This is a genomic window from Methylobacterium ajmalii (assembly GCF_036448855.1).
Taxonomy (GTDB): Bacteria; Pseudomonadota; Alphaproteobacteria; order Rhizobiales; family Beijerinckiaceae; genus Methylobacterium; species Methylobacterium ajmalii.
In genome coordinates this window covers 70,717-95,758 of record NZ_JAZFXT010000052.1, presented here as the reverse complement: position 1 = coordinate 95,758, position 25,042 = coordinate 70,717, and the positions used below count along the sequence as shown (strand labels likewise).

Here is a 25,042-nt window from a genome sequence, read left to right as displayed (position 1 = left end):
CGGCAAGGAGATTCGTGAATGAACGCGCACAGCATGCCGGATGCCGACGTCGCCTCGTCGGGCGTCGCCGCCGAGGAGCTCAAGCAGTTCATCGAGCGCATCGAGCGCCTGGAGGAGGAGAAGGCCGGCCTCCAGGGCGACATCAAGGACGTGATGCTGGAGCTCAAGGGCCGCGGCTTCGACGTGAAGGCGGTCCGCACCATCCTGCGCCTGCGCAAGAAGGACCATTCGGAGCGCCAGGAGGAGGAGGCCATCCTCGAGCTCTACATGCAGGCCCTCGGCATGGCGTAGGCCCCGTACGGGACCTCGGGGCCCGGGCCGGGCCTGAGGGCTCGCGCCGCTCCGGCTGGCCCGCCGGGATGCGAGGCGCGGATCGGTTCTCTCTCCGCGGAGAGGAGACGATCCGCGCTCGTCCCGTTTCGGGCGCTCACCGCCGTATCACCCCGCCGATACGCCCGCGCGGGGAACCAGAGCCGCGGGCCCGGACGTTCGGGACGGATGGAGACCGCGATACCCACGACGCCCGACGCCACCCCTCGTGCCGCCGCGCCCATAGCGGCGCCCCTCGGCACGTCCTCGGCGGCCGAGGGCTTCCGCTACGCCGACCTCACCCCGGCGACGGACTTCCTGAGCGTGCTCGACGACGCGCAGTACCGCCCCGTGCCGGACGGCTGGTGGGTGGCGGTGACCGACGTGGTCGATTCCACCGGTGCCATCGCGGCGGGGCGCTACCGGGCGGTGAACTTCGCCGGGGCGGCGGTGATCGCCGCCCTGCGCAACGCCCTGGACCGGCGTGAGCTGCCGTTCGTGTTCGGGGGCGACGGGGCGAGCGTCCTGATCGCGCCCGACGAGGAGGCGGCGGCCCGGGCGGCGCTCGCCGCCACGGTGGCCTGGGCCCGCGACGCGATGGCCTTGAACCTGCGGGCCGCCCTGGTGCCGGTCCGGGAGATCCGCGCCGCCGGCCACGCCGTGGAGGTGGCGCGCTACGCGCCCTCGCCGGACGTCGCCTACGCGATGTTCATGGGCGGGGGCCTCGCCTATGCCGAACGGGTGCTCAAGCGCGGGCTCCATGCCGTGGCGCCGGCGCCGCCCGGCACCCAGCCGGACCTCACCGGCCTGACTTGCCGGTTCGAGCCGGCGCGCGCCCGGCACGGCCTGATCCTGTCGGTCCTGGTGGTCGCGGCCGACGGCGCCGACCGGACGGCGGCCCGCGCGGCGATCGCCGACGTCGTGCGGCTGGCCGGCGAGGCGCCGGCCCGCGGCCACCCTCTGCCGCCGGGCGGGCCGCGCCTGCGCTGGCCGCCGCCGGGCCTCGCCCACGAGGTGCGGGCGCGGGGACCGCTCAAGGGCTCGCTGGCCTTGCGCCGCCTGCACGTCCTGGGCGCGACGCTGGTCGGCCACCTGATCTTCCGCCTCGGCCTGCGGCTCGGCGGCTTCTCGGCGCCGCGCTATCTCGACGAATTGGTCGCCAACACCGACTTCCGCAAATACGACGACGGCCTGCGCATGACCCTCGATTGCAGCCCCGACCTTGCGGCGCGGATCGAGGCGCGGCTGGAGGCGGCGGAGGCGGCAGGCCTGGTGCGGTTCGGCCTGCACCGCCAGGGCGCGGCGCTCACCACCTGCATCACCCCGGTGGCGGCGTTGCGCGACCACGTCCACTTCGTCGACGGCGAGGACGGGGGCTATGCCCGGGCCGCCCAGGCGCTGAAGGCCAAGGATGCCCTAAAGGCCAAGGACGGCGTGAACGCCCCGGACGCCGAGGGCACCGCTCAGGCCAAAGACGCCTTGAAAACCGGGGACGCGGCGAGCAACCTCGTCGACGGCGTGCCACCCGTGGCAGAATCGGCCGACGCCGTCATGCGCGGGGCGGCGGTTTGAGGCACGAGCGTGGCCGCGCTCCGCGCGGGCTGGCGATCGGTCGCATCCCACCCCTGCGTCATGAGAAGGGACTTGGTGAGGAGACTCACCGTATATCCCGCCTTTCCGATTCGAACTGGAACGAGCCTCTTTGGAAATGAACGACGCGGTGTGGACGGCTGAGGCGACCGAGAAGGCGGTCGCGCTGTGGATCGAGGGACATGACCCGGCGGAGATCGCCGGCGTGATCGGCACGTCGGTGGCCGACGTGATCGGCCGGGTGGCGCAGGCCGCCCTGGCGCGCCAGCAGGCCAAGGCAGCCGCCCAGACGGCGGCCGCCCAGCCCAAGCCGGAAGCCCCGGCACAGGCCGTCGCTCTCGCGAAGGCGGAACCGGCCATCAAGGTCGAGCCCGCCCGGAGCGAGGCCGCGAAGGCCCAGGCCGGCACCGAGCCCGCCAAGGCCGCTCCCCGGATCCTGCCGTCGCGGATCCTGCCCTCCACCCTGCAGCCCGCGGCGGCCGCCCCCGCCAGGGTGCACGTCTCCAAGGCCGAGCCCACCCGAGCCGAACCCGCCAAGGCCGAACTCGCTAAGGCTGCCCCGGCGGCCGCCGCGAAGCCGGCCCCCGCCAAGGCGCCGCAGGACAAGCCGGTGGCGGCCAAGCCGGTCGTCACCAAGCCGGTCGTCGCCGACAAGCCCGTCCCGGCAAAGCCGGCCGCCGAGCCCGCCCGCGCCGAGGCGCCGGTGATGAGCGCGCGCGCCCTCGAGGAGGCCACCCGGGCGTTCCTCGCCGCCAACAAGGCGCCGGCGCCGGCCCGCAAGGCCGCGCCGGTCGCGCGGGCCGCGAGCCCCGCCGCGGCGAAGCCCGCGGTCGCCGCCGCGCCGGTCGTCAAGCCGGCCGCCCCGCAGCCCGAGGCGCCGCGGGCGCAAGCCCCGCTGCCGCGCGCCGTCGAGGCGCCGGCGGTTCGCGAGCCCGCATTCCAGGAGCCCGCCGCGGCGCCGGGGCTGATGGCGCCCCCGTCCGAGGGCAGCGTCGTCGCCCTGCCGATGTCCCGCCGGGTACCGGCGGCGGCGGCCGATGGCGGCGAGGGCGTGCTGTTCCTCAAGGCCGGCCTCCTCGACTGCACCTTCCCGCTCTGGGCCGACGGCGACGGCACCGCGATCGAGACCAAGCGCGTCTGCGGCTGCCGCGTGCTCACCGGCAAGCGCTGGTGCCGCACCCACTACGCGACGGTGTTCGAGCCGCCGAAGCGCCCGATGCGGGCGGCCTGATCCGGAGCCGGACCCCGCGGCGCGGGGCCCGGTCATCGATCATCCGGGCAGCAGCACCATCACGTCGGGCTCGCGCCCGGTGGCGAGGGTGCCCTGGACCCGACGGCCCTCGAGATCGACCACCGCGATCCGGTCGTCCTCCAGGGCCGCGAAGGCCAGCGGGCTCGACGGGTGGCGGGCGAGCGCCACCGGCGCAGCCCCGAGCGGCACGACCGCCATCTCCTTGAGTGCGGGATCGAGCAGCGACAGGCTCTTCTCGGCGTAGTTGGCCAGGATCAGGTCGCCCTCCGGCCCGCAATCGACCCGCACCACGTCGCCCCGCGTCGGCACGCTGCGGGTCACCGTCATCGCCTCGGTGGCGAGCGCCGCCAGCGTCGCGCCGCGGCGGTGGGCGACGTAGAGCGTCGCCTCGTCCGGAGAGAGCGCGTTGCCCTCCGGCCACGGGCCGGTGGCGGCGATGCGGGGCGCCTCCGCGGGCGCGAAGGGCCGCACCCGGCTCACGGTGTTCGACAGGATGTTGGCGACGTAGGCCGTCTCGCCGTCCCGCGACAGCGAGAAGAGGTGGCCCTTGATGCCGCCGGTCGCCACCGCCCGGTCCGGCCGCTCGGCCCGCTCCGGCGCGTCGATGCCGAGGAGCACGTCGCGGTCCTCGCTCAGCACCATGAGCCGGTCCCTCGCATCGAGGCGGATCCCGTGCAGGCGCCGGAACGGCCCGCAATCGATCGTGCGGGCGAGGCTGCGGGCGGCGAGATCGACGACGTAGACGGCATCGCCCCCCGGGCCCGGCGTGGTCGAGGACTTGGCGCCGTAGAGCGCCACGTAGGCGCGGGTCCCGGCCCGGTCGACGACGAATTCGTGCGGGTACTCCCCCGGCAGCTCGACCCGCCCGGTGCGCCGGCCGCTGGCGAGCTCGTAGAAGCTCAGGGCGTGGTCGCCCTTCTCCATCACCAGGAGGGTGTCGGACCGGCCGGCCGCGCCCTGCATGGGTGCGGCTTGCACGGGCGTGCCTTGAGGGGCCGCGCCCTGCGCGCGGGCGGCGCCGGTCAGCGGTCCGAGGGCGAGGGCGGCGAGGCCCGACAGGCAGAGACGGCGGTCGATGGCGGGGGGCATGGCGGTTCCTCGATCGTCCCCGACACAACCCCGCCGTCGCGTCACGGTTCGCCCCACCCACGCGGCGGCTCGCCTGGACGTGGCGGGTGCGCCACACCGGCCGGCGAACAGGGCCGGATCCACCGGAGGTCGCAGCCCCGTCATGGAATAACGCGCAGCCTCCGGCATATCAGCCGCGAGGAGCCGGCCATGTCTCACCGCAAACGCCCGCCGTCGCGCCCGTCCTGGCCGATCGCCGTTCTCCTGCTCGCCTGCTGCGCGAGCCTGCCCGCCGGCGCGGTCGAGGGCCCGCCCGGCCCCTTCGGCGAGACGCTGACCATCGACGAGAAGGGCATCACCCTGAAGTTTCCCGACGACGCCGCGACCCTGCGGATCGGCGGGCGGCTCCAGCTCGATTTCGGCACCGGGCGGGTGCAGCAGCGCGGCTTCGGCACGGTGTTCGACACCCCGATCGCCGTGCGCCGCTCCTGGATCGAGAGCTACCTGACGCTCGGCAAGGAACTGGAGCTCGCCTTCCAGTACGATTTCGCCGAACCGAACCGGCCGATCAACGACGCGGTCGTCGCCTACAAGGGCTTCCAAAACGTCATCGTGGCGATCGGCAACATGAAGGAGCCGTTCAGCCTCGACCAGCTGATCTCGGACAACAACACCCTGTTCACCGAGCGCTCGCTCGCCGACGCCTTCGCGCCGGCGCGCAACTTCGGCTTCGCGATCGGCACCCACGGCGAACGCTGGACCGCGGTGACGAGCGTGTTCGGCGGCAACATCAACAACGCCGCCATCGGCGACCAGGGCGTCGCCTCGACCACCCGCCTGACCTACGCGCCCTACCTGAGCCAGGACGGCAACGACGTGCTGCATGTCGGAGTCGCCGGCAGCTACCGCTCGCTGCCGAACGACGGCAGCGCGCTCACCCTGTCGAGCCGCTCCGAGGCGTTCCTGTTCGCGCGCCAGTTCGTCAACACCGGCGCCATCCGCGACGCGGCGAGCATCGGCCGCATCGGGCTCGAGGCCGCCTGGCAGGCCGGGCCGTTCCGGCTCCAGGCCGAGTACATCCTGACCGAGATCGGCCGCTCGGGCGGGGCGCCGTCCCTGACCTTCCAGGGCGGCTACATCCAGGCCGGCCTGCTCCTCAACGGCAAGGGACGGCGCTACGCGATCGCGCCGAAATACGCCACCGAGTACGCGGTGTTCGGCGGCGTGGAGGTCGAGGAGGCGCAGCGCGTCAGCCGCGGCGGCACCGGGGTGTTTGAGCTGGGGCTGCGCTACAGCGCCATCGACCTCGAGGACCGCGCCATCCGCGGCGGCATCGAGCAGGACTTCACCGCCGGCGTGAACTGGTACCCGGACCGCAACATCCGCTTCGTGTTCGACTACGTCCGCTCCCACACCTCGCCCTCGCCGGCGAGCCTGAACTTCAACCGCCGGACGATCGACGCGGACGCGTTCATCGGGCGGGCGCAGCTCTACTGGTGACGGATTCCGCGACCGGGGAGAGCGGCGATCGGCCGTCCCGCATTCGATGGGCCTCGACGGCGACCGACGACGGATCCTGCCGGCCCCGTTCGGGACCGGGGATCCTCGCGCAAAAGCGCCGGTAGGGACCAGCACCCATCGTTCGTCGGATCCATCGGGCGGACAGGCGGCGCGAGCGCGCCTCGTGCCTCTCGGCACCCCTGCCACGTCGTGAGCTCATCACGCGCTCTGCCCGGCCCGTCCCTCAGGGCTCACGTCGGCCCGTCTGGCGCCGCGATCCGCTGCACGGCCGCGACCGCCTCGAAGGGCGACAGGGCCGCGCTATCGACGACGAAACGCGGCCGGTCCCACGGCTCGTAGTCGAGGCGCAGAATCATGTCCCACGACGGTAGGACGAAGCCGCGAATGTCGGAAACCCGCCCCTCGACACGGCGGCGATGCTCTTGCGCGTCCGAGCACACGACCTCGACCTCGATCAACCGCACGGCGGCCCGGGTCGCCACCGCCCGCCACCCCTCGCGGCTGGCCGCGACCGGGTTGACGCAATCGGCCACGACGACCCGCCCCTCGCCGAGATTCGCGCCCGCGAGCGCCTGGGCCACCGCGTAGCCGGACGCGCCGACAGGGCCCGCCAGGACGCCTGCATCCCGGATCGCCTGCTCGATGATGTCGACGCGCAGATGCGTCGCCGCGAGGGTTTCGGCGACGGCGCGGGAGATCGTCGTCTTTCCGGTCCCGGGCAGGCCGGCGAACACGATCAGCATGGCGCAGGCTCGCGATGGTGGAAGGCGGACGCGGACCGCTCGTCGACCTCGTTGTACCACGTCGACCAACGTCGGGCCGGTAGCCTGCCCTCCGGATCGTTGCCCCTTGCCCGCCCGGCTGGACGAATGCCCCCGCAGCCCCCACCTACGCCGCAGTACGACGAAGACAGCCTGCCCGGAGAGACATCCTTGGCCAACGACGACGCGGGGGGCGCCCCCCGCATGCATGCGACGACGATCCTGATGGTGCGCAAGGGCGGCCGGGTGGTGATCGGGGGCGACGGGCAGGTCAGCCTCGGCCAGACCATCGTCAAGGGCAATGCCCGCAAGGTCCGGCGGCTGGCCAAGGGGTCGGTGATCGGGGGGTTTGCCGGCGCCACCGCCGACGCCTTCACGCTGTTCGAGCGGCTGGAAGCCAAGCTCGAGCAGTATCCGGGCCAGCTCACCCGCGCCTGCGTGGAGCTCACCAAGGACTGGCGGACCGACCGCTACCTGCGCCGCCTCGAGGCGATGATGCTGGTCGCCGACAAGGACGTGAGCCTGCTCCTGTCGGGCGCCGGCGACGTGCTGGAGCCCGAGGGCGGCGTGATGGCGATCGGGTCGGGCGGCAACTACGCGCTCGCCGCCGCCCGGGCGCTGGAGGAGCAGGAGCTCGACGCCGAGGCGATCGTGCGCCGCGCCATGCGGATCGCCGCCGAGATCTGCGTCTACACCAACGGCAGCCTGGTGATCGAGAGCCTGGACGCCGCCTGACGGCGGACCGCCCGGACCTCACCTCCCTCGCACAGGGCCGCGGGCCCGCCAGAAGAGCCTCATGACCACCTTTTCCCCCCGCGAAATCGTTTCCGAGCTCGACCGCTACATCGTCGGCCAGGGCGACGCGAAGCGCGCGGTCGCGATCGCGCTGCGCAACCGCTGGCGCCGCCAGCAGCTCCAGGGCCCGCTCCGCGAGGAGGTAGCGCCCAAGAACATCCTGATGATCGGCCCGACCGGCTGCGGCAAGACCGAGATCTCGCGCCGCCTGGCGCGGCTCGCCGGCGCGCCGTTCCTGAAGGTCGAGGCGACGAAGTTCACGGAAGTGGGCTATGTCGGCCGCGACGTCGAGCAGATCGTGCGCGACCTCGTCGAGATCGGCATCGGCTTGAAGCGCGAGGAGAAGCGCCGCGGCGTCCAGGCCCAGGCCGAGGCCGCGGCCGAGAACCGCGTGCTCGACGCCCTCGTCGGCCCGACCGCGAGCCAGGCCACCCGCGACGCCTTCCGCAAGCGCCTGCGCGCCGGCGAGCTCGACGACAAGGAGGTCGAGCTCGAACTGGCCGGCGGCGCCCCCCAGGGGATGCCGATGTTCGAGATCCCGGGCATGCCGGGTGCCGCCATGGGGGCGATCAACCTCGGCGACATGCTCGGCAAGGCGCTGGGCAACCAGAAGGGCAAGCCGCGCCGCATGACCGTGCGGGACGCCCACGGGCCGCTGATCAACGAGGAATCCGACAAGCTCCTCGACCAGGACGGCGTGGTGCAGGAGGCGCTGCGCGACGTGCAGGACAACGGCATCGTCTTTCTCGACGAGATCGACAAGATCTGCGCCCGGGAAGGGCGCTCGGGCGCCGACGTCTCGCGCGAGGGCGTGCAGCGCGACCTGCTGCCGCTCATCGAAGGCACCACGGTGGCGACCAAGCACGGGCCGGTGAAGACCGACCACATCCTGTTCATCGCCAGCGGCGCCTTCCACGTCTCGAAGCCCTCCGACCTGCTGCCGGAGCTGCAGGGGCGCCTGCCGATCCGGGTCGAGCTGAGCCCGCTCACCGTCGACGATTTCCGCCGCATCCTGACCGAGACCGAGGCGAGCCTGACCAAGCAGGCGGTCGCCCTGATGGCCACGGAGGGCGTCACGATCGACTTCACCGCGGACGCGATCGACGCGCTCGCCAAGGTCGCCGTCGACGTGAACTCGTCCGTCGAGAATATCGGCGCGCGCCGGCTCCAGACGGTGCTGGAGCGGGTGCTCGACGACGTGTCGTTCACCGCCCCCGACCGCTCCGGCGAGACGGTGACGATCGACGCGACTTACGTCCGCGACCGGGTCGAGAGCCTGGCGCAGAACGCGGATCTGAGCCGGTTCATCCTCTGATACGAGATCCGGAAGATCGCTTCCGGATCTTGTATCAGCAGCCGGCGCGGCGCTTGAGCGAAGCCGAAATCCGCATCGCGCGGCAATCGATCGGATTTCGCATGAACCGGGCCGCCCGGGTGCCCCGGCGCCCGGGCGAACCTCCAGGGCGGGTCTCGCCAGCACGGCCGTCCCCGCATAGGGTCGGACCGGATCCTCGAACGACGTGACACGAGCCCGATGCGCTTCACCGGAACCGAGAACTACGTCGCCACCGGCGACCTGACCATCGCGGTCAACGCCGCCATTACCCTGGAGCGGCCGCTCCTCGTCAAGGGCGAGCCGGGTACCGGCAAGACCGTGCTGGCGGAGGAGATCGCCCGGGGCCTGGGCGCCCCGCTGCTGACCTGGCACATCAAGTCGACCACCAAGGCGCAGCAGGGCCTCTACGAGTACGACGCGGTCTCGCGCCTGCGCGACTCGCAGCTCGGCGACCCGCGGGTCTCCGACATCGCCAACTACATCCGCCGCGGCAAGCTGTGGGACGCCTTCACGGCGCCCGAGCGGCCGGTGCTCCTCATCGACGAGATCGACAAGGCCGACATCGAGTTCCCGAACGACCTCCTGCTCGAGCTCGACCGGATGGAGTTCCACGTCTACGAGACCGGCGAGACGGTCCGGGCGGCGCGCCGCCCCATCGTCATCATCACCTCGAACAACGAGAAGGAGCTGCCGGACGCCTTCCTGCGCCGCTGCTTCTTCCACTACATCAAGTTCCCGGACGCCGACACGCTGAAAGCCATCGTCGACGTGCACTATCCGGGCATCAAGCAGCGCCTCGTCGAGGAGGCCCTGCGGGTCTTCTTCGAGGTGCGCGAGGCCCCCGGCCTCAAGAAGAAGCCCTCGACCTCCGAGCTCCTCGACTGGCTCAAGCTGCTGATGGCCGAGGATATCGGCCCCGAGCAATTGCGCGAGCGCGACCCCCGCAAGCTGATCCCGCCGTTGCACGGGGCGCTCCTGAAGAACGAGCAGGATGTCGGGCTGTTCGAGAAGCTCGCCTTCCTGAGCCGCCGCGAGGGACGCTAGAGCCATGCGCCGCCTGATCCTCCTGCGCCACGCCAAGTCCGACTGGCCGGACGGCGCGTCCGACATCGACCGGCCGCTCGCCCCGCGCGGGCGGGAGGCCGCCCCGAAGATCGCCGCCTACCTGGCGGCGGAGGGCCTGATCCCCGACCGGGTGCTGGTCTCGCCGGCCCGGCGCACGCAGGAGACCTGGGACCTCGTCCGGCCGGCCCTCGGGACCGTCCCGGACGAGACCGTGCCGCAGATCTACGAGGCGCCGGTCTCGCGTCTCCTCGACGTCGTGCGGAGCATCCCGGACGAGGTCGCGACCGCCTTGATGATCGGCCACAATCCCGGCTTCCAGGACCTCGCCCGGCTGCTGTCGAAGCCCGGCGACGCGCGCCGCGCCCTGACCAGGAAGTACCCGACGGCGGGAATCGCGGTGATCGACCTGCCCGCGACGGCGTGGGGCGAGGTCGAGGCCGGGGAGGGCGAGGTCGAGCGGTTCGTGACGCCCAAGACCCTGGGGCACGGCGAGGACGAGTGAGGGCGGGCTGCGGCGAACCGGATCGCCCCACGGCCGTTTGTGAGAGCCGAGCCGCGACCGGAGACCCGTGGGCCCCGTGATCCTCACCGCCTTTCTCGCCCTGAGCCTCGCGGCCGGTCCCGCCGCGCAGGACGCCGCCGGCCTGGCCCGGGACGGCGCGACGCGCTTGTCCGACGGGGTCCGGGACGGGCTCGCCGCGGCCGCCGCCCTCGCGGCACCGGCGCGCGAGGCGCCGGTCTACCGCCCGGAGGCGCGGGCGGTGTCGAACTGGCGCGGCGAGACCAGGGACGGGCTGATGCCGCTCTCGCTCGCCTGGACCGCCTGGGCGGCACCGGCCGATCCGGCCTTCGTGGCGCGCTGCGTCAAGCTCAACAACTACTGGTGCATCAAGCGGGCGCGCTGGGACGGCGAGATCGGCGGCGACCAGGAGGGCCATACCGGCTTTGCCACCGCCGGGCACGGGGCCGACGCCGCCGTGTCGCTGCTCCGGCGCTATTACGGCGAGTACGGGCGCCGCTCGGCGCTCGCCATCGTCCGGCGCTGGGCTCCGGCGGAATGCGCGGGCCCGGTCGCGTCCCGCGCCGCGCCGGGGCACACGGCCGCGGTCCCGGCCTCCCCGGTTCTCGCCGCCCTGGCGCCGCAGGGCCTCGGCCGCACCCTGCGGGCGCGCTTCCTCGCCAGCCACGGCCGGGGCGGGGCGCCCCGGCGGGTCGCTCGGATGCCCCGCCCGGCGGCGCCCGCCCGCCCGGTCGCCGGCAACCCCTTGCGAGTCCAGCCCTGGTCGGCGCTCGCCCGGATGCAGGGCCGGCCGCGCCGGCCGGTGCGGGCCGTCACGGCGGCGGCGCTCCCCACCATCGCCACCGGCATCGGCGAGGCGCCGCGCGCCACCGGCTCGACCGGCGGGTCGGTCGAGCCGGGCCGGATCCTCGACGGCGCGCGGCTGGCCGCGGAGGCCGCCGCCCTGCCGACGCTCGCCGCCGTGCCGGCCTCGTCGCTGCCGCCGGCCTTGCGCCCGCCCGCGCCCCTCTGCGGCTCCGACGAGGTCCGCATCCAGGCCTATGCCGCCCGCATCGCCGGCAGCGTCGGCGTCAAGCCCGGCGACGATCTCGAGCTGTTCACGGCGGACGGCCGCGCCACCCCGCGCCTCGCGCCCGTCCTCCTGGCGATGTCGTCGGTCGAGCTCGGCGCGCTGCGGGCGAGCCCGGCCCTCGTCGCCGCGGCGATCGCGCGGGCGGATGCGGAGCGGACGGCCGCGCGCCGGCAGGCCGAGGCCGGCCCTCCAGCGGCGCCCTGAGCCCTTGCGGAAGCCCGCTCCCCGCGCCACCTCCCGGACCAGACCAAGCGAGAGCGTATCCGCGTGCCGCCCCTGACCGATTTCGCCGCGCGTGCCGGCTCCCTCGTCAAATCCGTCACGGAGGCCACGCGCTCCCTGGCCGAGGCCTCGAACGACCTTCTGGTCCAGCCGACGGTGCGCCTCGGCGTCACCGGCCTCGCCCGGTCGGGCAAGACGGTGTTCACCACCGCGCTCGTGCACCAGCTCACCGGCCTGCACCCGCTGCCGGCCTTGCGCGCCTCGCAGGAGGGGCGCCTGCGCCGGGCCCGCCTGGTGCCCCAGCCCGACGACGCGGTGCCGCGCTTCTCCTACGAGGATCACCTCGCGGCGCTGACCGAGGCGCGGCGCTGGCCGCGCTCGACCGACCGGATCAGCCAGCTGCGCCTCGAGATCGACTACGAGCGCAAGAGCGGCTGGCGCACCGGACCGGCGAGCCTGATGGTCGACATCGTCGACTACCCGGGCGAGTGGCTGCTCGACCTCGCCCTCATCGAGCAGACCTACGAGGGCTGGTCGCGCGAGACGATCGTCGCCGCCGAGCGCCCCGGCCGGGCCGCGATGGCCGCGCCCTGGCTCGCCTCCCTGCGGGCCCTCGACCCCAACCAGCCCCTCGACGAGGTCGTGGCCGAGCGGGCGAGCGAGGCCTTCACCACCTACCTCGCCGCGGTGCGCGCCGGCCCCGAGGCGGTGGCGACCACGCCGCCGGGCCGCTTCCTGATGCCGGGCGACCTCGCCGGCTCGCCGGCGCTGACCTTCGCGCCGCTGATCCTCGACGGGCCGGTCAACCCCGACAGCCTGGGCGGCCTGATGCAGCGCCGCTTCGAGGCCTACAAGAGCCGGGTGGTGACGCCGTTCTTCCGCGACCATTTCCAGCGCATCGACCGGCAGATCGTGCTGGTCGACGTGCTGGCCGCGGTCGATGCCGGGGCGGCGGCGCTCGCCGAGCTCGAGGAGGCCCTCGACCGGGTGCTGATGAGCCTGCGGGTCGGGCGCAACACCGTCCTGTCGCGGCTCTTCGCACCGCGGGCCGACAGGATCCTGTTCGCCGCCACCAAGGCCGACCACCTCCACCACGCGAGCCACGACCGGCTCGACGCGCTGCTGCGCCTCCTCGTCGCCCGTTCCCTGCGCCGCACCGAGGCCGCGGGCGCCCATGTCAGCACCCAGGCGCTCGCCTCCGTGCGCTCGACCCGCGAGACCGTGGTGCATGACGGGCCGGCGAGCTTCCGGGCGGTGGCCGGCACGCCGGAGGCCGGCGAGAGCATCGACGGCGAGACCTTCGACGGCGAGACCGAGGCCGCGATCTTCCCGGGCGAGTTGCCGGAGCGGCCGGAGGCGGTGCTGGAGGGCGCGGTGACCCCGGGCTCGCTGCGCTTCCCGCGCTTCCGCCCGCCGGCCGTCCCTCGCGATGCGCTGGGCCGCCCGGGTCGCCTGCCGCAGATCCGGCTCGACCGCGCCCTGAACTTCCTGATCGGCGACCGCCTCGCCTGAGGGCTCTTCCATGACCCAGCCGCCTCCCGCAAAGCCCCGGGCCTTCCGCCTTCCCCCCGCCGGCGCGCAGACCGCCAGCGCGCCGCCGCCCGGCAGCGAGACGGCGCTTCCCGACGGGATCCGGGTGGTGGAGGAGCCGTTCGAGATCGTCGAGGCCGCCGACGGCATGCCGGTCCCGGTGGCGCCGCGCTCTCGCGCACCCTGGGCGACCCTGCTCCTCTCGGCCCTCGGGGGGCTGGCCTCGCTGGGCATCGGCCTCGCGGTCGAGCGGCTGATCGCCGACCTGTTCTCCGCCGCGCCCTGGCTCGGCATCGTCGCGCTGGTGCTGCTGGCAGTGGCCGTGGTGGCGCTCGCCGCCATCGTCTGGCGCGAGGTCGCGGGCGTCCTGCGCGAGCGCCGCATCGAGGCGCTGCGGGGCGACGCCCTCGACGCCCTGCGCTCGCGCGACCACAGCGCCGCCAAGGCGGTGGTGCGCAGTCTCTCGGCCCTCTATGCCGGCCGCCCGGCGGCCGAGGCGGCCCGTGCCCGCCTCGCCGCCCTCGACGATCAGATCCTCGACGTCGAGGACCGGCTCGGCATCGCCGAGGCGGAACTGCTGCGATCCCTCGACCGAGCCGCCAAGGCCGCGGTCGCCGATGCGGCCAAGCAAGTGTCGGCGGTCACGGCACTGAGCCCGCGGGCGATCGTCGATGTCGCCTTCGTGATCTTCGCAGGCGTCCGGCTCCTGCGCCGCATCGCCACCATCTACGGCGGCCGGCCCGGCCTGTTCGGCTTCCTGCGCCTCGCCCGCGCGGCGCTCGCCCACCTCGCCGTCACCGGCAGCGTCGCGGTCGGCGACAGCCTGGTGCAGTCGGTGCTGGGTCTCGGCGTCGCGGCGCGGATCTCGGCCAAGCTCGGGGAGGGGGTGCTCAACGGCCTGATGACGGCACGGTTCGGGCTCGCGGCCTTGGCCGTGTGCCGACCGCTGCCCTTCACCCGCGAGCCGGCGCCGCGGCTGGGCGACGTGGCGGGGGAACTGCTGCGTGGCGGCGGCGAGGGGGAAGACCGCGAGGCGGCACGGTAGCCGGTCGGCGGTCGCGCCCGGGAATCCCCACGTCGCGAAGCGCGTCGCATCGCTCCGCGATCAGTGCTTTGCTCTGGATACAGTCACTGGCATCAGATGGAGCTGTATTGTCCCGGGCCCGGGGGCGTGTTGAAACACGAGGGCGAGCGGGGGATAGCCGATGCCCGCCTCGGTCTCGCCGCTCGCCCACTGCGCGCACCAGCCGCCTGACCCGACACAAACAGCCTCCGAGAAACCCGGGGCGGTTCAATCGGGGACGCCGAGACCGCGACCGCCCACCTGATCGGTGGTCGCCTGCGCGGTCGTGCGGGCGAGAAGGCGGGGCGCGGGGAGCCCAGATCCGCTATGACGGCGCCGATCGAGCGAGCCGGGCCCCCCGGCTTCGCCCTCGTCCGAAGTTCACGGGCAAGCCATGCTGAAGACCGGTTCGAACGCGCCCATCGAAGACGACAAGAGCCTCGAGCGCGCCCTGGGCCATCAGGTCCGGACGCTGCGCCGGGAGCGCGACCTCTCGCTCGCCGATCTCGCGGCCGCGGCCGGCATCTCGCACGGCATGGTCTCGAAGATCGAGAACGGACAGATCTCCCCGTCGCTCGCCACGATCAACGCCCTGGCGCGGGCGCTGAACGTACCGATCACCACCCTGTTCGCCGCGTTCGAGCAGAGCCGCGACTGCTCTTACGTGCGGAAGGGGACGGGCGTCGTGATCGAGCGGCGCGGCACCAAGGTCGGCCACATCTACGAGCTTCTCGGCGCCGGCATCCGCGGCGAGACCGTGCTCGAGCCCTACCTCATCACGCTGGAAGAGGACGCCGAGGCCTATACGGGCTTTCGCCACGCCGGTGTCGAGTTCATCTTCATGTTGAGCGGGGAGGTGCGCTACCACCATGCCGGCCAGGACTATCACCTGAAGCCCGGGGACGCGCTGCTGTTCGACGCGGAGGCACTGCACGGGCCGCGTGAGCTGATCGAGCGGCCGATGACGTATTTGTCGATCATCGCGTATCCGCGGACTTAAGGACCTTCGGGCCTGTCCCTGGCCTCGGCCGTTCGCTGCCGCGCCGCGGTTCCAGCCGCCCGCCGTCGTTCGGCCCGGGACAGCTCGTCCGCCCCGGCAAAGCCCGTCGCCGCGGCGATCTGCGCCGCTGTCAGCGCCGTCTCGCGGCGCAACTGGCGCGCCCGGTCGAGGCGCACGCCGAGATAGTGCCGGTGCAACCCGTGCCCGAGCCCGTCGGCGAACAGGCGCTCGAGCTGACGCACCGAGACGCCCGCGAGCGCGGCGAGCGTCGTCCGGGCCAGGGGGGCCTCCAGGTTGGCCTCCATGGCGGCGAGTACCCGCAGCAAGCGGGGATCGCGTACGCCGAGGCGCTGGCGCAGGTCCATCCGCTGCGGGCTCAGGCCCTCCCGGATCCGGTTGTGCAGGAACCAGTCGCTCACGCCGGTTGCGAGGCCCGGGCCGTGGTCGCGTCCGATCAGGTGGAGCATCAGATCGAGGGCGGCGGTTCCCCCCGAGCAGGTGACGCGGTTGCCCGCGATCTCGAACAGCGAGCGGACCACGTCCGCCTCGGGAAACTGCTCCTCAAAGGCCGGCACGTGCTCCCAGTGCACGGTGCAGCGGCGGCCCTCGAGCAGGCCGGCCCGGGCGAGGAAATAGGGACCGCCCGAGATCCCGCCGATCACGGCGCCGCTCCGGGCGAGATCGCGCAGCCAGGCCGAGAGGGCGGGATCGTCGAAGGCGGCCGGGTTGCCGCCGGCGCAAACGAAGACCCGGTCGGCCCCCGGGGCCGCAGCGCCGACCGCGACGTCGGTCGGAATCGCGATGCCGCTCGAGGCCCGCGCAGGGCCGCCCCCCGGTGCGGCGTGCCACCAGCGGTACAGATCGGCGCCCGACAGGGTGTTGGCGGCCCGCAGCGGCTCGACCGCCGCCGCATAGGCCATCAGCGGGAAGTCGGGCACGAGCACGAACCCGATCGTCCGCCGGACCCGCTCCGTCCCGCCCGCGATCGCCGCTCCCGGTATCGTCGCCAAGGGCCGCCTCCGAGGGACACGACGAGGATTTCGGCGCGATTTGCCGGAAATGCGTCGCGAAATGCAAGCCGGGACGGCCTGGATGCCGGCTATCGAGGGGCGGTCGCCCGGCGCTCCCGACAGGTTCCCCGATGCACTTCTCGCTCCTCAGCGTCCTAGGCCAAGCCCTGCGGGGGCAGCGGGGCTGGACGCCGCACTGGCGGGATGCCGGCCCGCGCGACGCGTACGACGTCGTCATCGTCGGCGGAGGCGGCCACGGCCTCGCCGCCGCCTACTACCTCGCCAAGGAGCACGGCATCACCGACGTCGCCGTGCTGGAGAGGAGCCACGTCGGCTCCGGCAATGTCGGGCGCAACACCACGATCGTGCGCTCGAATTTCGGCCTGCCCGGCAACATCCCGTTCTACGAGCGGTCGATGAAGCTATGGGAGGGGCTGGAGCAGGACCTCAACTACAACGCGATGGTGAGCCAGCGCGGGGTGCTGAACCTCTACCATTCGGATGGCCAGCGCGACGCCTATGCGCGGCGCGGCAACGCCATGCGGCTCGCCGCCGTCGATGCCGAGCTCCTCGACCGCGAGGGCGTGCGGGCGATCGTCCCGTTCATCGATTTCGACAATGCGCGCTTTCCCGTGAAGGGCGGCCTCCTGCAGCGCCGCGGCGGCACCGTGCGCCACGACGCGGTCGCCTGGGGCTACGCCCGGGCGGCGGACGCCCGCGGCGTCGACATCGTCCAGAACTGCGCCGTCACCGGGATCCGGCGCGAGGGCGGGCGCGTCGTCGGCGTCGAGACGAGCCGCGGGCCGATCCGGGCGAGGAAGGTCGCCCTTTCGGTGGCGGGGTCGTCCTCGCTCGTCGCCGCCATGGCGGGCCTGCGCCTGCCGATCGAGAGCCACGTGCTCCAGGCCTTCGTCAGCGAGGGCGTGAAGCCGTTGATCGACGGCGTGATGACCTTCGGGGCCGGTCACTTCTACATCAGCCAGTCGGACAAGGGCGGCCTCGTCTTCGGCGGCGACATCGACGGCTACAATTCTTACGCCCAACGCGGCAACCTCGCGACGATCGAGGACGTGATGGAGAGCGGCATGGCCCTGTGGCCGGGGCTCGGCCGCCTGCGCCTGCTGCGCCACTGGGGCGGGATCATGGACATGTCGATGGACGGTTCGCCGATCATCGACCGCACGCCGGTGGACGGCCTCTACCTCAATGCCGGCTGGTGCTACGGCGGCTTCAAGGCCACGCCCGCCGCCGGCTTCTGCTTCGCGCACCTCATCGCCCGCGACGAAGCCCATCCGGACGCCGCCGCCTTCCGCCTCGACCGCTTCGCCACCGGCCATCTCATCGACGAGAAGGGCGTGGGCGCGCAACCGAACCTGCATTGAGGACCGGCACCGATGCGCATCCGATGCCCGTATTGCGGCGAGCGCGACAACGGCGAGTTCAGCTACCGCGGCGACGCCGCGCCGCGGCTCTCCGGGAGAGATGCCGACACGCCGGAGGCCGTGCACGACGCCGTCTACCTGCGCGACAACCCGGCCGGCCCGATCGACGAATTGTGGTTCCACGCCGCCGGCTGCCGCGCCTGGCTCGTCGTCACCCGCGACACCAGCAGCCACGCCATCGCCGCCGTCGTGCCTGCCCGCGCCGTGGCCCGCGCGCGGCAGGAAGGAGACGCCGCATGACCGCGCTCGCCCTCGCGCGCGCCGACGCGCCCGCCGCCCCGGCATCCGCGCAGCCGCAGCGGGTCGCCGGCGGCCTCATCGACCGCACCCGGCCTCTCGCCTTCACCTTCGACGGACGCCGCTACGGCGGCTTCCACGGCGACACCCTAGCCTCGGCGCTGCTCGCCAACGGCGTTCGCCTCGTCGGCCGCTCCTTCAAGTACCACCGACCCCGGGGCATCCTGTCGGCGGGCTCCGAGGAGCCGAACGCCCTGGTCGAGCTGCGCGGTGGCGCCCGGCGCGAGCCCAACACCCGCGCCACGGTGGCGGAGCTCTACGACGGCCTCGAAGCCGCGAGCCAGAACCGCTGGCCGTCGCTCGCCCTCGACGCGCTCGCGGTGAACGGCCTCGTCGGCCCGGTGCTCTCGGCAGGTTTCTACTACAAGACGTTCATGTGGCCGGCGGGCCTGTGGGAGAAGCTCTACGAGCCGCTGATCCGCCGCGCCGCCGGCCTCGGCCGGGCCGCGGGCCAGGCCGATCCGGACTGCTACGACCGGACCCACGCCCATTGCGACGTCCTGGTGATCGGCTCCGGTCCGGCCGGCCTCTCCGCGGCGCTGGCAGCCGGGCGCGCCGGCGCCCGGGTCCTCGTGGTCGACGAGGATGTCGTGCCCGGCGGCCGCCTCAACGGCGAGCGCCGGGAGATCGCCGGGCGTCCCGCCGCCGAGTGGCTCGCCGCGACGCTCGCCGAGCTGCGGAGCCTGCCGGAGGTGCGTCTCCTCGCCCGGACCACCCTGTTCGGCGTCTACGACCACGGCGCCTACGGGGCGGTTGAGCGGGTGGCCGACCATCTGGCGGTGCCGCCGCCCCACGCCCCGCGCCAGCGCCTTTGGCGGATCACGGCCCGCCGCGCGGTGCTGGCCGCCGGCGCCATCGAGCGCCCGCACGTCTTTCCCGGCAACGACCGCCCCGGCGTGATGCTGGCCGGTGCGGTGCGGACCTACCTCAACCGCTACGGCGTGCTGCCGGGCCGCCGGATCGCGATCCTCGCCTCCGGCGACGACGGCTGGCGGACGGTGGCGGACGTGCTCGCCGCCGGCGGCGAGGTCGCGGCGGTGATCGACACGCGCCCGCAGGCACCGGAGGCCTTGCGCCGCCGGGCCGAGGCGGCGGGCGCCCGGGTGATTCTCGGCGGCGCCGTCATCGGTACCCGTGGCCGCCTCGGGCTCGCCGCGATCGAGGTCGTCGATGGGCGCGGCGTGGGCGCCACCATCGCGTGCGACGGCCTCGCGATGGCCAACGGCTGGAACCCCGCGATCCATCTCGATTCGCACCTGTCGCGCCGGCCGGCCTGGTCCGAAGCGATTCAGGCCTTCGTGCCGAGCCCGGCCCCCGGCGGCATGATCACCGCGGGTGCCGCCGCGGGCCGCCTGACCCTCGCCGAGTGCCTGGAGACGGGAAGTGCGGCCGGTGCCGCCGCGGCGACGGAGTGCGGCTTTGCCACCGAATCCGTCCCCGCGCCCGCGACCGACCCGGAGAGCGCCGCCCATACGCCTGTGTGGCGGGTGGCGCATCCGCCCGGCCGGCGCGCGTCCGGCAAGGCCTTCGTCGATTTCCAGAACGACGTCACCGCCGACGACGTCGCGCTGGCCCACCGGGAGGGCTTCCGGGCGGTCGAGCTCCTGAAGCGCTACACGACCCTCGGCATGGCGACCGACCAAGGCAAGACCGCGAACCTCGCGGGCCTCGGCCTCATGGCCGAGCTGACCGGGCAGCCGGTTCCGGCGGTCGGCACCACGGTGTGCCGACCGCCCTTCACCCCGGTGGCGATCGGCGCCTTCGCGGGGACGCATCGCGGCCGCGCGTTTCGCCCGACCCGCTGCGTCGCCTCGCATGCCTGGGCCGAGGAACACGGTGCCGTCTTCGTGGAGACCGGGTTGTGGCTGCGCCCGGCCTACTACCCGAGGGCAGGGGAGACCGACTGGCTCCAGACCGTGATCCGCGAGGTCGAGACCGTGCGGGCCCGGGTCGGGCTGTGCGACGTCACGACCCTCGGCAAGATCGATATCCAGGGCGCGGACGCCCTCGCCTTCCTGGAGCGGGTCTGCGCCAATTCACTCGCGGGTCTGGCGGTCGGCCGCACCGCCTTCGCCTTCATGTTACGCGAGGACGGCTTCCTGAAGGACGATTGTTCGATCGCCCGCATGGGCGAGCGGCATTTCGTGATGACCGCCTCGACCGCGCACGCCGCCAAGGTGATGGAGCACCTCGAATATGGCCGGCAATGGTTGTGGCCGGACCTCGACGTGCAGCTCGCCTCGGTGAGCGAGCAATGGGCACAGTTCGCGCTGGCCGGTCCCCGCGCTCGCGACACCCTGAGGGCGGTGGTCGATGACGGGTTCGACCTGTCGAACGACGCCTTCCCGTTCCTCGCATGCGGCGCGGTGACGGTCGGGGGTGGCCTTCCGGCGCGGCTGTTCCGGCTCTCGTTTTCCGGCGAGCTCGCCTACGAGATCGCGGTGCCCGCCTCCTACGGCGATGCGGCCTGGCGGGCGCTGATGGCGGCGGGCGAGCCGTTCGGCATCGCGCCCTACGGCTCGGAGGCGCTCGGGGTGATGCGGATCGAGAAGGGCTACGCCGCCGGGCCCGAGATCGACGGTCGGACCACCGCCCGCGACCTCGGCCTCGCCGGCATGGTCGCGGGGGACAAGGACTTCGTCGGCCGCCGGATGACCGACCGGCCGGGCCTGACCGACCCCGACCGGCCGGCGCTCGCCGGCTTCCGCCCGGTCGCGGTGGGCGAGCGCCTGCGCGCGGGCGCGCACTTCCTGGCGCTCGGCGCCGCCCCGAGCCTGGGGGCCGACGAGGGTGTGATGACGTCCGTCGCCTACTCGCCGAGCCTCGGCCACTGGATCGGCCTCGGGCTGATCCGGCGCGGGCCCGAGCGATACGGCGAGCGTGTGCGTGCCTACGATCCGGTGCGCGGCGGCGACGTCGTGGTGGAGATCTGCGCGCCCACCTTCATCGATCCGGACGGGGAGAGACACCATGGCTGAGGCGGCGCGCGCCCTCTGGCAATCCCGCAGCCCCTGGGTGGGCCTCGCGCAGCCGGGCCGGCACGGCGCGGCGACGGGCGCACCGGGCATGCACGTCGCACTGCGCGATGGGCTCGGGCTCGCGACGATCGTCGCCGCGGACGGGTGCGAAGCGGTCTTGGCCGATCGCCTCCGGGCGTTCGGCGGGCTCCCCGGGCCCGGCAAAGCCCGCTTCACGGGCGAGCGCGGCCTCGTCTGGTCGGCGCCCGGCCAGTGGCTCGCCGTCGCCGAGGAACCCGGCGTCTTGTCCGGCCTCGCCGAGGAGTTGCATGGGCTCGCCGCCGTGACCGAGCAGAGCGATTCCCGTGCCGTCCTGCGCCTCACCGGTCCCCGCGCCGGCGACGCCCTGCGCAAGGGCGTCGCGGTGGACCTGCATCCCCGCGCCTTCGGGCCGGGCGACGCCGCCGTCACGGTGATCGCCCATGTCGGTGCCCAGCTCTGGCAGCTCGACGCGGCGCCGACCTACGATCTCGCCGTGCCGCGCAGCTTCGCCGGGAGCGTCTGGAGGTGGCTCGATGAGGCGGCGGCGGAGTTCGGCTACGTCGTCGCGGTGCGGTGAGCGGCGTCTCGAGCGATAGGGGCTGCCGACGTCGTCATGCGACCGCCCCGGCAACCGGAATCCGTGCGATCCTTTCTCCCGTACGCTCCCGCGGAAGCCGTCAGAACGGTTAAAGAGCGCGGCTCTTCCCAATCTCCCACCGTGCAGTGCAGTCCGGAGAAGGCAAAACGCTGTTTTCCCCTCTCCGCCACGGGCGGGAAGAGGGGTCCGGCGACCCTGTCGCTGGCGGAGGCGCAGCGCGAGCGAGAGCGAGGGGGGCTCGACGCGTGGGGGTCCTCCGGCACCTGACCCTCGCCCATCGGGCTCCCATGAGCCTCTTCGGAGATCGGGCTCCCGTGAGCCTCTTCGGAGCTCGGGCCTTTCGCCACCCGCGGGGGAGGGGGGACACCGCGCCTCGTCCTGATGCCGTCAGCCCCGGTCCGCGACGGGGGAATTCGAGCTTTCCGTGATCGCAGTGCGCCGCCTGCCGGGTTCGTTCCTCTGCCGGCATCCGTCCGCACCCCCGGGCCGGCACCGCTGTTGCATGGGATCTCACGACCGTCTTTTTCCTGAGAAGAAATTTTTGTGATCCTTAGTTGACGCGCCCTGTTTCCCGTGCGAACCGTATTCACACCAAACGGCGCGGGAAAATCTCCGGATGTGCGGGATCGTCGGCCTGTTTCTCAAGAATCCGCAGCTCGAGCCACAGCTCGGCGCGCTCCTCGCATCGATGCTCGGGACGATGACGGATCGCGGTCCCGACAGTGCGGGCTTCGCCGTCTACGGTTCCGCAGCGGAAGACCTGAAATTGACCTTGCGGGGACCGAGCGAGGCGGCCCTGAGGGCCGGCATCGCGGCGCTCGCGGCGGCGACCGGTCGGTCCTTCCCGATCGAGATGCGCGACACCCACGCCGTCCTGTCGATGCCCGCCGAGGCCGAGGGCGAGATCCGGACCTGGCTGCGTGCCAGCGCCCCCGGGCTCGACGTCGTGTCGGCCGGGCGGCGGATGGAGATCTACAAGGAGGTCGGCCTGCCGGCGGCGGTCGCTGCGCGCTTCGATCTCGCCGGGATGGCGGGCAGCCACGGCATCGGCCATACCCGCATGGCGACCGAGAGCGCGGTGACCACCGACGGCGCCCACCCGTTCTCCACCGGCACGGACGAGTGCCTGGTCCATAACGGCTCGCTGTCGAACCACAACGACCTGCGCCGGCGCCTCGGCCGCGCCGGCCTGTCCTTCTCGACACAGAACGACACCGAGGTCGCGGCCGGCTACCTGACCTGGCGCATGCGCGAGGGCGCCTCGCTGCGTCAGGCCCTCGAAGCGAGCCTCGACGACCTCGACGGCTTCTTCACCTTCGTGGTCGGCACCGAGACGGGCTTCGCCGTCCTGCGCGACCCGATCGCCTGCAAACCCGCCGTGATGGCCGAGACCGACGACTACGTCGCCTTCGGGTCCGAGTACCGGGCGCTGGTCGGCCTGCCGGGCATCGCGGGTGCCACCGTGTTCGAGCCGGAGCCGGCCCGGGTCTACGTCTGGGAGCGCCACTGATGCCGAGCTTCGACCTGCGGACCGCCCCCCTGCGCGAGCTGAACCGGGCCCTGCACGCCCTGCGGCCCGACACCAACGAGACGCGCTGGCTGATCGGGAACCCGGACGGGCGCCACGCCGTCGCGGTCGGGCTCGACGCGGCCGTGAGCGTCGAGATCGACGGTCATGTCGGCTATTACTGCGCCGGCATGAACAAGCGGGCGAGCGTCGTCGTCAACGGCAATGCCGGCGTCGGCGTGGCCGAGAACATGATCTCGGGCTTCGTCCACGTGCGCGGCGACGCCAGCCAGGCGGCGGGCGCGACCGCCCATGGCGGGATGCTCCTCATCGACGGCAATGCCGGCGCGCGCTGCGGCATCTCGATGAAGGGCGTCGATATCCTCGTGAAGGGCTCGATCGGCCACATGTCGGCCTTCATGGCCCAGGCCGGCACCCTCACCGTCCTGGGCGATGCCGGCGAGGCGCTGGGCGACTCGCTCTACGAGGCGAGGCTCTACGTGCGCGGCGCGGTCGCGAGCCTGGGCGCCGATTGCGTCGAGAAGGCGATGCGCGACGAGCATCGCGCGCAGGTCTTCGCCAAGCTCGAGGCGGCGGGGCTCGCGGGTGAGGTCGATCCGGGCGAGTTCCGCCGCTACGGGTCGGCCCGCTCCCTCTACCACTTCCACGTCGACAACGCCGGAGCCTATTGATGGCCGAGCATCCGCCCGCCCCGCGCACGGCCCCGCGCCTGTCGGCGACCTTCACCCCGGACGTCATGGCCGAGATCCGCCGTGCCGCGGCGACCGGCATCTACGACATCCGCGGCGCCGGGGCGAAGCGCGCCCTGCCGCATCTCGACGACCTGCTGTTCCTCGGCGCCTCGATCAGCCGCTATCCCCTCGAGGGCTACCGCGAGCGCTGCGGCACCGAGGTGGTGCTGGGCGCCCGCTTCGCCTCGAAGCCGATCCGCTTGAAGACCCCGGTGACGATCGCGGGCATGAGCTTCGGCTCGCTCTCGGCGAACGCCAAGGAAGCCCTGGGCCGCGGCGCGACGCTGGCCGGCACCTCGACCACCACCGGCGACGGCGGGATGACGCCGGAGGAGAGGCGGCACTCACGGACCCTGGTCTACCAGTACCTGCCGTCCCGCTACGGCATGAACCCGGACGACCTGCGCCGGGCCGACGCGATCGAGGTCGTGGTCGGCCAGGGCGCCAAGCCCGGCGGCGGCGGCATGCTGCTCGGCCAGAAGATCACCGAGCGCGTCGCCGGCATGCGCTGCCTGCCTCCGGGCATCGACCAGCGCTCGGCCTGCCGCCACCCGGACTGGACCGGACCCGACGACCTCGCGATCAAGATCGAGGAATTGCGCGAGATCACCGACTGGGAGAAGCCGATCTACGTCAAGGTCGGTGCCTCGCGACCCTACTACGACACCGCGCTCGCGGCGAAGTCCGGCGCCGACGTGGTGGTGCTCGACGGCATGCAGGGCGGCACCGCGGCGACGCAGGACGTGTTCATCGAGCATGTCGGCATCCCGACGCTGGCCGCAATCCGCCCGGCGGTGCAGGCGCTGCAGGATCTCGGTCTCCACCGCAAGGTGCAGCTCGTCGTCTCCGGCGGCATCCGCTCGGGCGCCGACGTCGCCAAGGTGCTGGCGCTCGGGGCCGACGCGGTCGCCATCGGCACCGCGGCGCTGATCGCGCTGGGCGACAACGATCCGCGCTGGCAGGCCGAGTACGAGGCCCTGGGCACGACCGCCGGCGCCTACGACGACTGGCACGAGGGCAGGGACCCCGCGGGCATCACCACGCAGGACCCGGTACTGTCCGCCCGCCTCGACCCCGAACTGGCCGGGCGGCGGCTCGCCAACTACCTCGCGGTGATGACGCTGGAAGCCCAGACCATCGCCAGGGCCTGCGGCAAGAGCCACCTGCACAACCTCGAACCCGAGGACCTCGTCGCCCTGACGATCGAGGCCGCCGCGATGGCGCAGGTGCCGCTCGCCGGGACCGGCTGGATCCCCGGCAAGGGACTTCTCTGAAGCCGCCCGTTCACGCCCCTCCGAGCCGCGCCCCGGACGGGCGCGGCTCCCGCATCCGG

The 25,042-nt window shown here is 73.2% G+C and carries 22 protein-coding genes; 19 read left to right on the top strand and 3 right to left on the bottom strand.

Annotated elements, in window-relative coordinates:
- The first annotated feature begins 33 nt into the window (after positions 1 to 33).
- From V3T34_RS21595 to V3T34_RS21585, 3 genes are all read left to right on the top strand, one after another.
- Positions 34 to 291, top strand: coding sequence for a DUF2312 domain-containing protein (locus V3T34_RS21595; RefSeq protein ID WP_236012505.1), 258 nt, complete (start codon positions 34 to 36; stop codon positions 289 to 291).
- A gap of 207 nt (positions 292 to 498) precedes the next feature.
- On the top strand, positions 499 to 1,881 hold the full coding sequence (locus V3T34_RS21590; protein ID WP_305079431.1) for a DUF3095 domain-containing protein: 1,383 nt from the start codon (positions 499 to 501) through the stop codon (positions 1,879 to 1,881).
- A 136-nt stretch (positions 1,882 to 2,017) separates the two neighbouring features.
- Entirely contained in the window at positions 2,018 to 3,130 is a 1,113-nt protein-coding gene (locus V3T34_RS21585; RefSeq protein WP_305079430.1) for a hypothetical protein, read from the top strand.
- A 39-nt stretch (positions 3,131 to 3,169) separates the two neighbouring features.
- On the opposite strand, the gene V3T34_RS21580 is transcribed toward V3T34_RS21585, so the two are convergent.
- The gene (locus V3T34_RS21580) at positions 3,170 to 4,240 is read right to left on the bottom strand and encodes a YncE family protein (protein WP_305079429.1); all 1,071 of its coding nucleotides are present in this window, start codon (positions 4,238 to 4,240) and stop codon (positions 3,170 to 3,172) included.
- A 189-nt stretch (positions 4,241 to 4,429) separates the two neighbouring features.
- Here V3T34_RS21580 and V3T34_RS21575 point away from each other — a divergent pair, with 189 nt between their 5' ends.
- The gene (locus V3T34_RS21575) at positions 4,430 to 5,719 is read left to right on the top strand and encodes an OprO/OprP family phosphate-selective porin (protein WP_305079428.1); all 1,290 of its coding nucleotides are present in this window, start codon (positions 4,430 to 4,432) and stop codon (positions 5,717 to 5,719) included.
- Between the two features lie 251 nt (positions 5,720 to 5,970).
- On the opposite strand, the gene V3T34_RS21570 is transcribed toward V3T34_RS21575, so the two are convergent.
- The gene (locus V3T34_RS21570; RefSeq protein WP_305079427.1) at positions 5,971 to 6,483 is read right to left on the bottom strand and encodes a P-loop nucleotide/nucleoside kinase family protein; all 513 of its coding nucleotides are present in this window, start codon (positions 6,481 to 6,483) and stop codon (positions 5,971 to 5,973) included.
- Between the two features lie 222 nt (positions 6,484 to 6,705).
- Here V3T34_RS21570 and hslV point away from each other — a divergent pair, with 222 nt between their 5' ends.
- The 8 genes from hslV (at position 6,706) to V3T34_RS21530 (ending at position 15,104) form a co-directional block, all read left to right on the top strand.
- Positions 6,706 to 7,236 (top strand): ATP-dependent protease subunit HslV, encoded by a 531-nt coding sequence (gene hslV, locus V3T34_RS21565; protein WP_060849237.1) that lies wholly within the window; start codon positions 6,706 to 6,708, stop codon positions 7,234 to 7,236.
- Between the two features lie 61 nt (positions 7,237 to 7,297).
- Positions 7,298 to 8,611 carry an ATP-dependent protease ATPase subunit HslU gene (hslU, locus tag V3T34_RS21560; RefSeq protein ID WP_060846172.1) on the top strand — a complete coding sequence of 438 codons (1,314 nt, stop codon included), beginning with the start codon at positions 7,298 to 7,300 and terminating at the stop codon, positions 8,609 to 8,611.
- Between the two features lie 219 nt (positions 8,612 to 8,830).
- Positions 8,831 to 9,676: an AAA family ATPase gene (locus V3T34_RS21555; protein ID WP_060846171.1), complete on the top strand. Its 846-nt coding sequence runs from the start codon at positions 8,831 to 8,833 to the stop codon at positions 9,674 to 9,676.
- Between the two features lie 4 nt (positions 9,677 to 9,680).
- The gene (locus V3T34_RS21550) at positions 9,681 to 10,199 is read left to right on the top strand and encodes a SixA phosphatase family protein (RefSeq protein ID WP_091755018.1); all 519 of its coding nucleotides are present in this window, start codon (positions 9,681 to 9,683) and stop codon (positions 10,197 to 10,199) included.
- Positions 10,200 to 10,341: 142 nt separating this feature from the next.
- Entirely contained in the window at positions 10,342 to 11,493 is a 1,152-nt protein-coding gene (locus V3T34_RS21545; RefSeq protein WP_407942750.1) for a hypothetical protein, read from the top strand.
- A 63-nt stretch (positions 11,494 to 11,556) separates the two neighbouring features.
- Complete coding sequence (locus tag V3T34_RS21540) at positions 11,557 to 13,023, top strand: YcjX family GTP-binding protein (protein WP_091886872.1); 1,467 nt, start codon at positions 11,557 to 11,559, stop codon at positions 13,021 to 13,023.
- A gap of 10 nt (positions 13,024 to 13,033) precedes the next feature.
- The gene (locus V3T34_RS21535) at positions 13,034 to 14,086 is read left to right on the top strand and encodes a TIGR01620 family protein (RefSeq protein WP_305078343.1); all 1,053 of its coding nucleotides are present in this window, start codon (positions 13,034 to 13,036) and stop codon (positions 14,084 to 14,086) included.
- 412 nt (positions 14,087 to 14,498) lie between these two features.
- A complete protein-coding gene (locus tag V3T34_RS21530) occupies positions 14,499 to 15,104 on the top strand; it encodes a helix-turn-helix domain-containing protein (RefSeq protein ID WP_305078344.1) in 606 nt (201 codons plus the stop codon).
- Here V3T34_RS21530 and V3T34_RS21525 read toward each other — a convergent pair.
- Positions 15,101 to 16,024, bottom strand: coding sequence for a GlxA family transcriptional regulator (locus V3T34_RS21525; RefSeq protein ID WP_305078380.1), 924 nt, complete (start codon positions 16,022 to 16,024; stop codon positions 15,101 to 15,103). The two genes, V3T34_RS21530 and V3T34_RS21525, sit on opposite strands and share 4 nt — an antisense overlap.
- Positions 16,025 to 16,245: 221 nt before the next feature.
- On the opposite strand from V3T34_RS21525, the gene V3T34_RS21520 reads away from it, so the two are divergent.
- The 7 genes from V3T34_RS21520 to V3T34_RS21490 all read left to right on the top strand — a co-directional run bounded on the left by V3T34_RS21520 (position 16,246) and on the right by V3T34_RS21490 (position 24,983).
- Positions 16,246 to 17,496 carry a sarcosine oxidase subunit beta family protein gene (locus V3T34_RS21520; RefSeq protein ID WP_305078345.1) on the top strand — a complete coding sequence of 417 codons (1,251 nt, stop codon included), beginning with the start codon at positions 16,246 to 16,248 and terminating at the stop codon, positions 17,494 to 17,496.
- 12 nt (positions 17,497 to 17,508) lie between these two features.
- Positions 17,509 to 17,796, top strand: coding sequence for a sarcosine oxidase subunit delta (locus V3T34_RS21515; protein ID WP_305078346.1), 288 nt, complete (start codon positions 17,509 to 17,511; stop codon positions 17,794 to 17,796).
- Complete coding sequence (locus V3T34_RS21510; RefSeq protein WP_305078347.1) at positions 17,793 to 20,831, top strand: sarcosine oxidase subunit alpha family protein; 3,039 nt, start codon at positions 17,793 to 17,795, stop codon at positions 20,829 to 20,831. The genes V3T34_RS21515 and V3T34_RS21510 overlap by 4 nt, the downstream gene beginning before the upstream one ends.
- Positions 20,824 to 21,429 (top strand): sarcosine oxidase subunit gamma, encoded by a 606-nt coding sequence (locus V3T34_RS21505; protein ID WP_305078348.1) that lies wholly within the window; start codon positions 20,824 to 20,826, stop codon positions 21,427 to 21,429. The genes V3T34_RS21510 and V3T34_RS21505 overlap by 8 nt, the downstream gene beginning before the upstream one ends.
- A gap of 637 nt (positions 21,430 to 22,066) precedes the next feature.
- The gene (locus V3T34_RS21500) at positions 22,067 to 22,960 is read left to right on the top strand and encodes a class II glutamine amidotransferase (RefSeq protein WP_305078349.1); all 894 of its coding nucleotides are present in this window, start codon (positions 22,067 to 22,069) and stop codon (positions 22,958 to 22,960) included.
- A complete protein-coding gene (locus tag V3T34_RS21495) occupies positions 22,960 to 23,649 on the top strand; it encodes a GltB/FmdC/FwdC-like GXGXG domain-containing protein (protein WP_060846284.1) in 690 nt (229 codons plus the stop codon). Before V3T34_RS21500 ends, V3T34_RS21495 begins: the two co-directional genes overlap by 1 nt.
- A complete protein-coding gene (locus tag V3T34_RS21490; RefSeq protein ID WP_060846283.1) occupies positions 23,649 to 24,983 on the top strand; it encodes an FMN-binding glutamate synthase family protein in 1,335 nt (444 codons plus the stop codon). The genes V3T34_RS21495 and V3T34_RS21490 overlap by 1 nt, the downstream gene beginning before the upstream one ends.
- Positions 24,984 to 25,042: the final 59 nt, after the last annotated feature.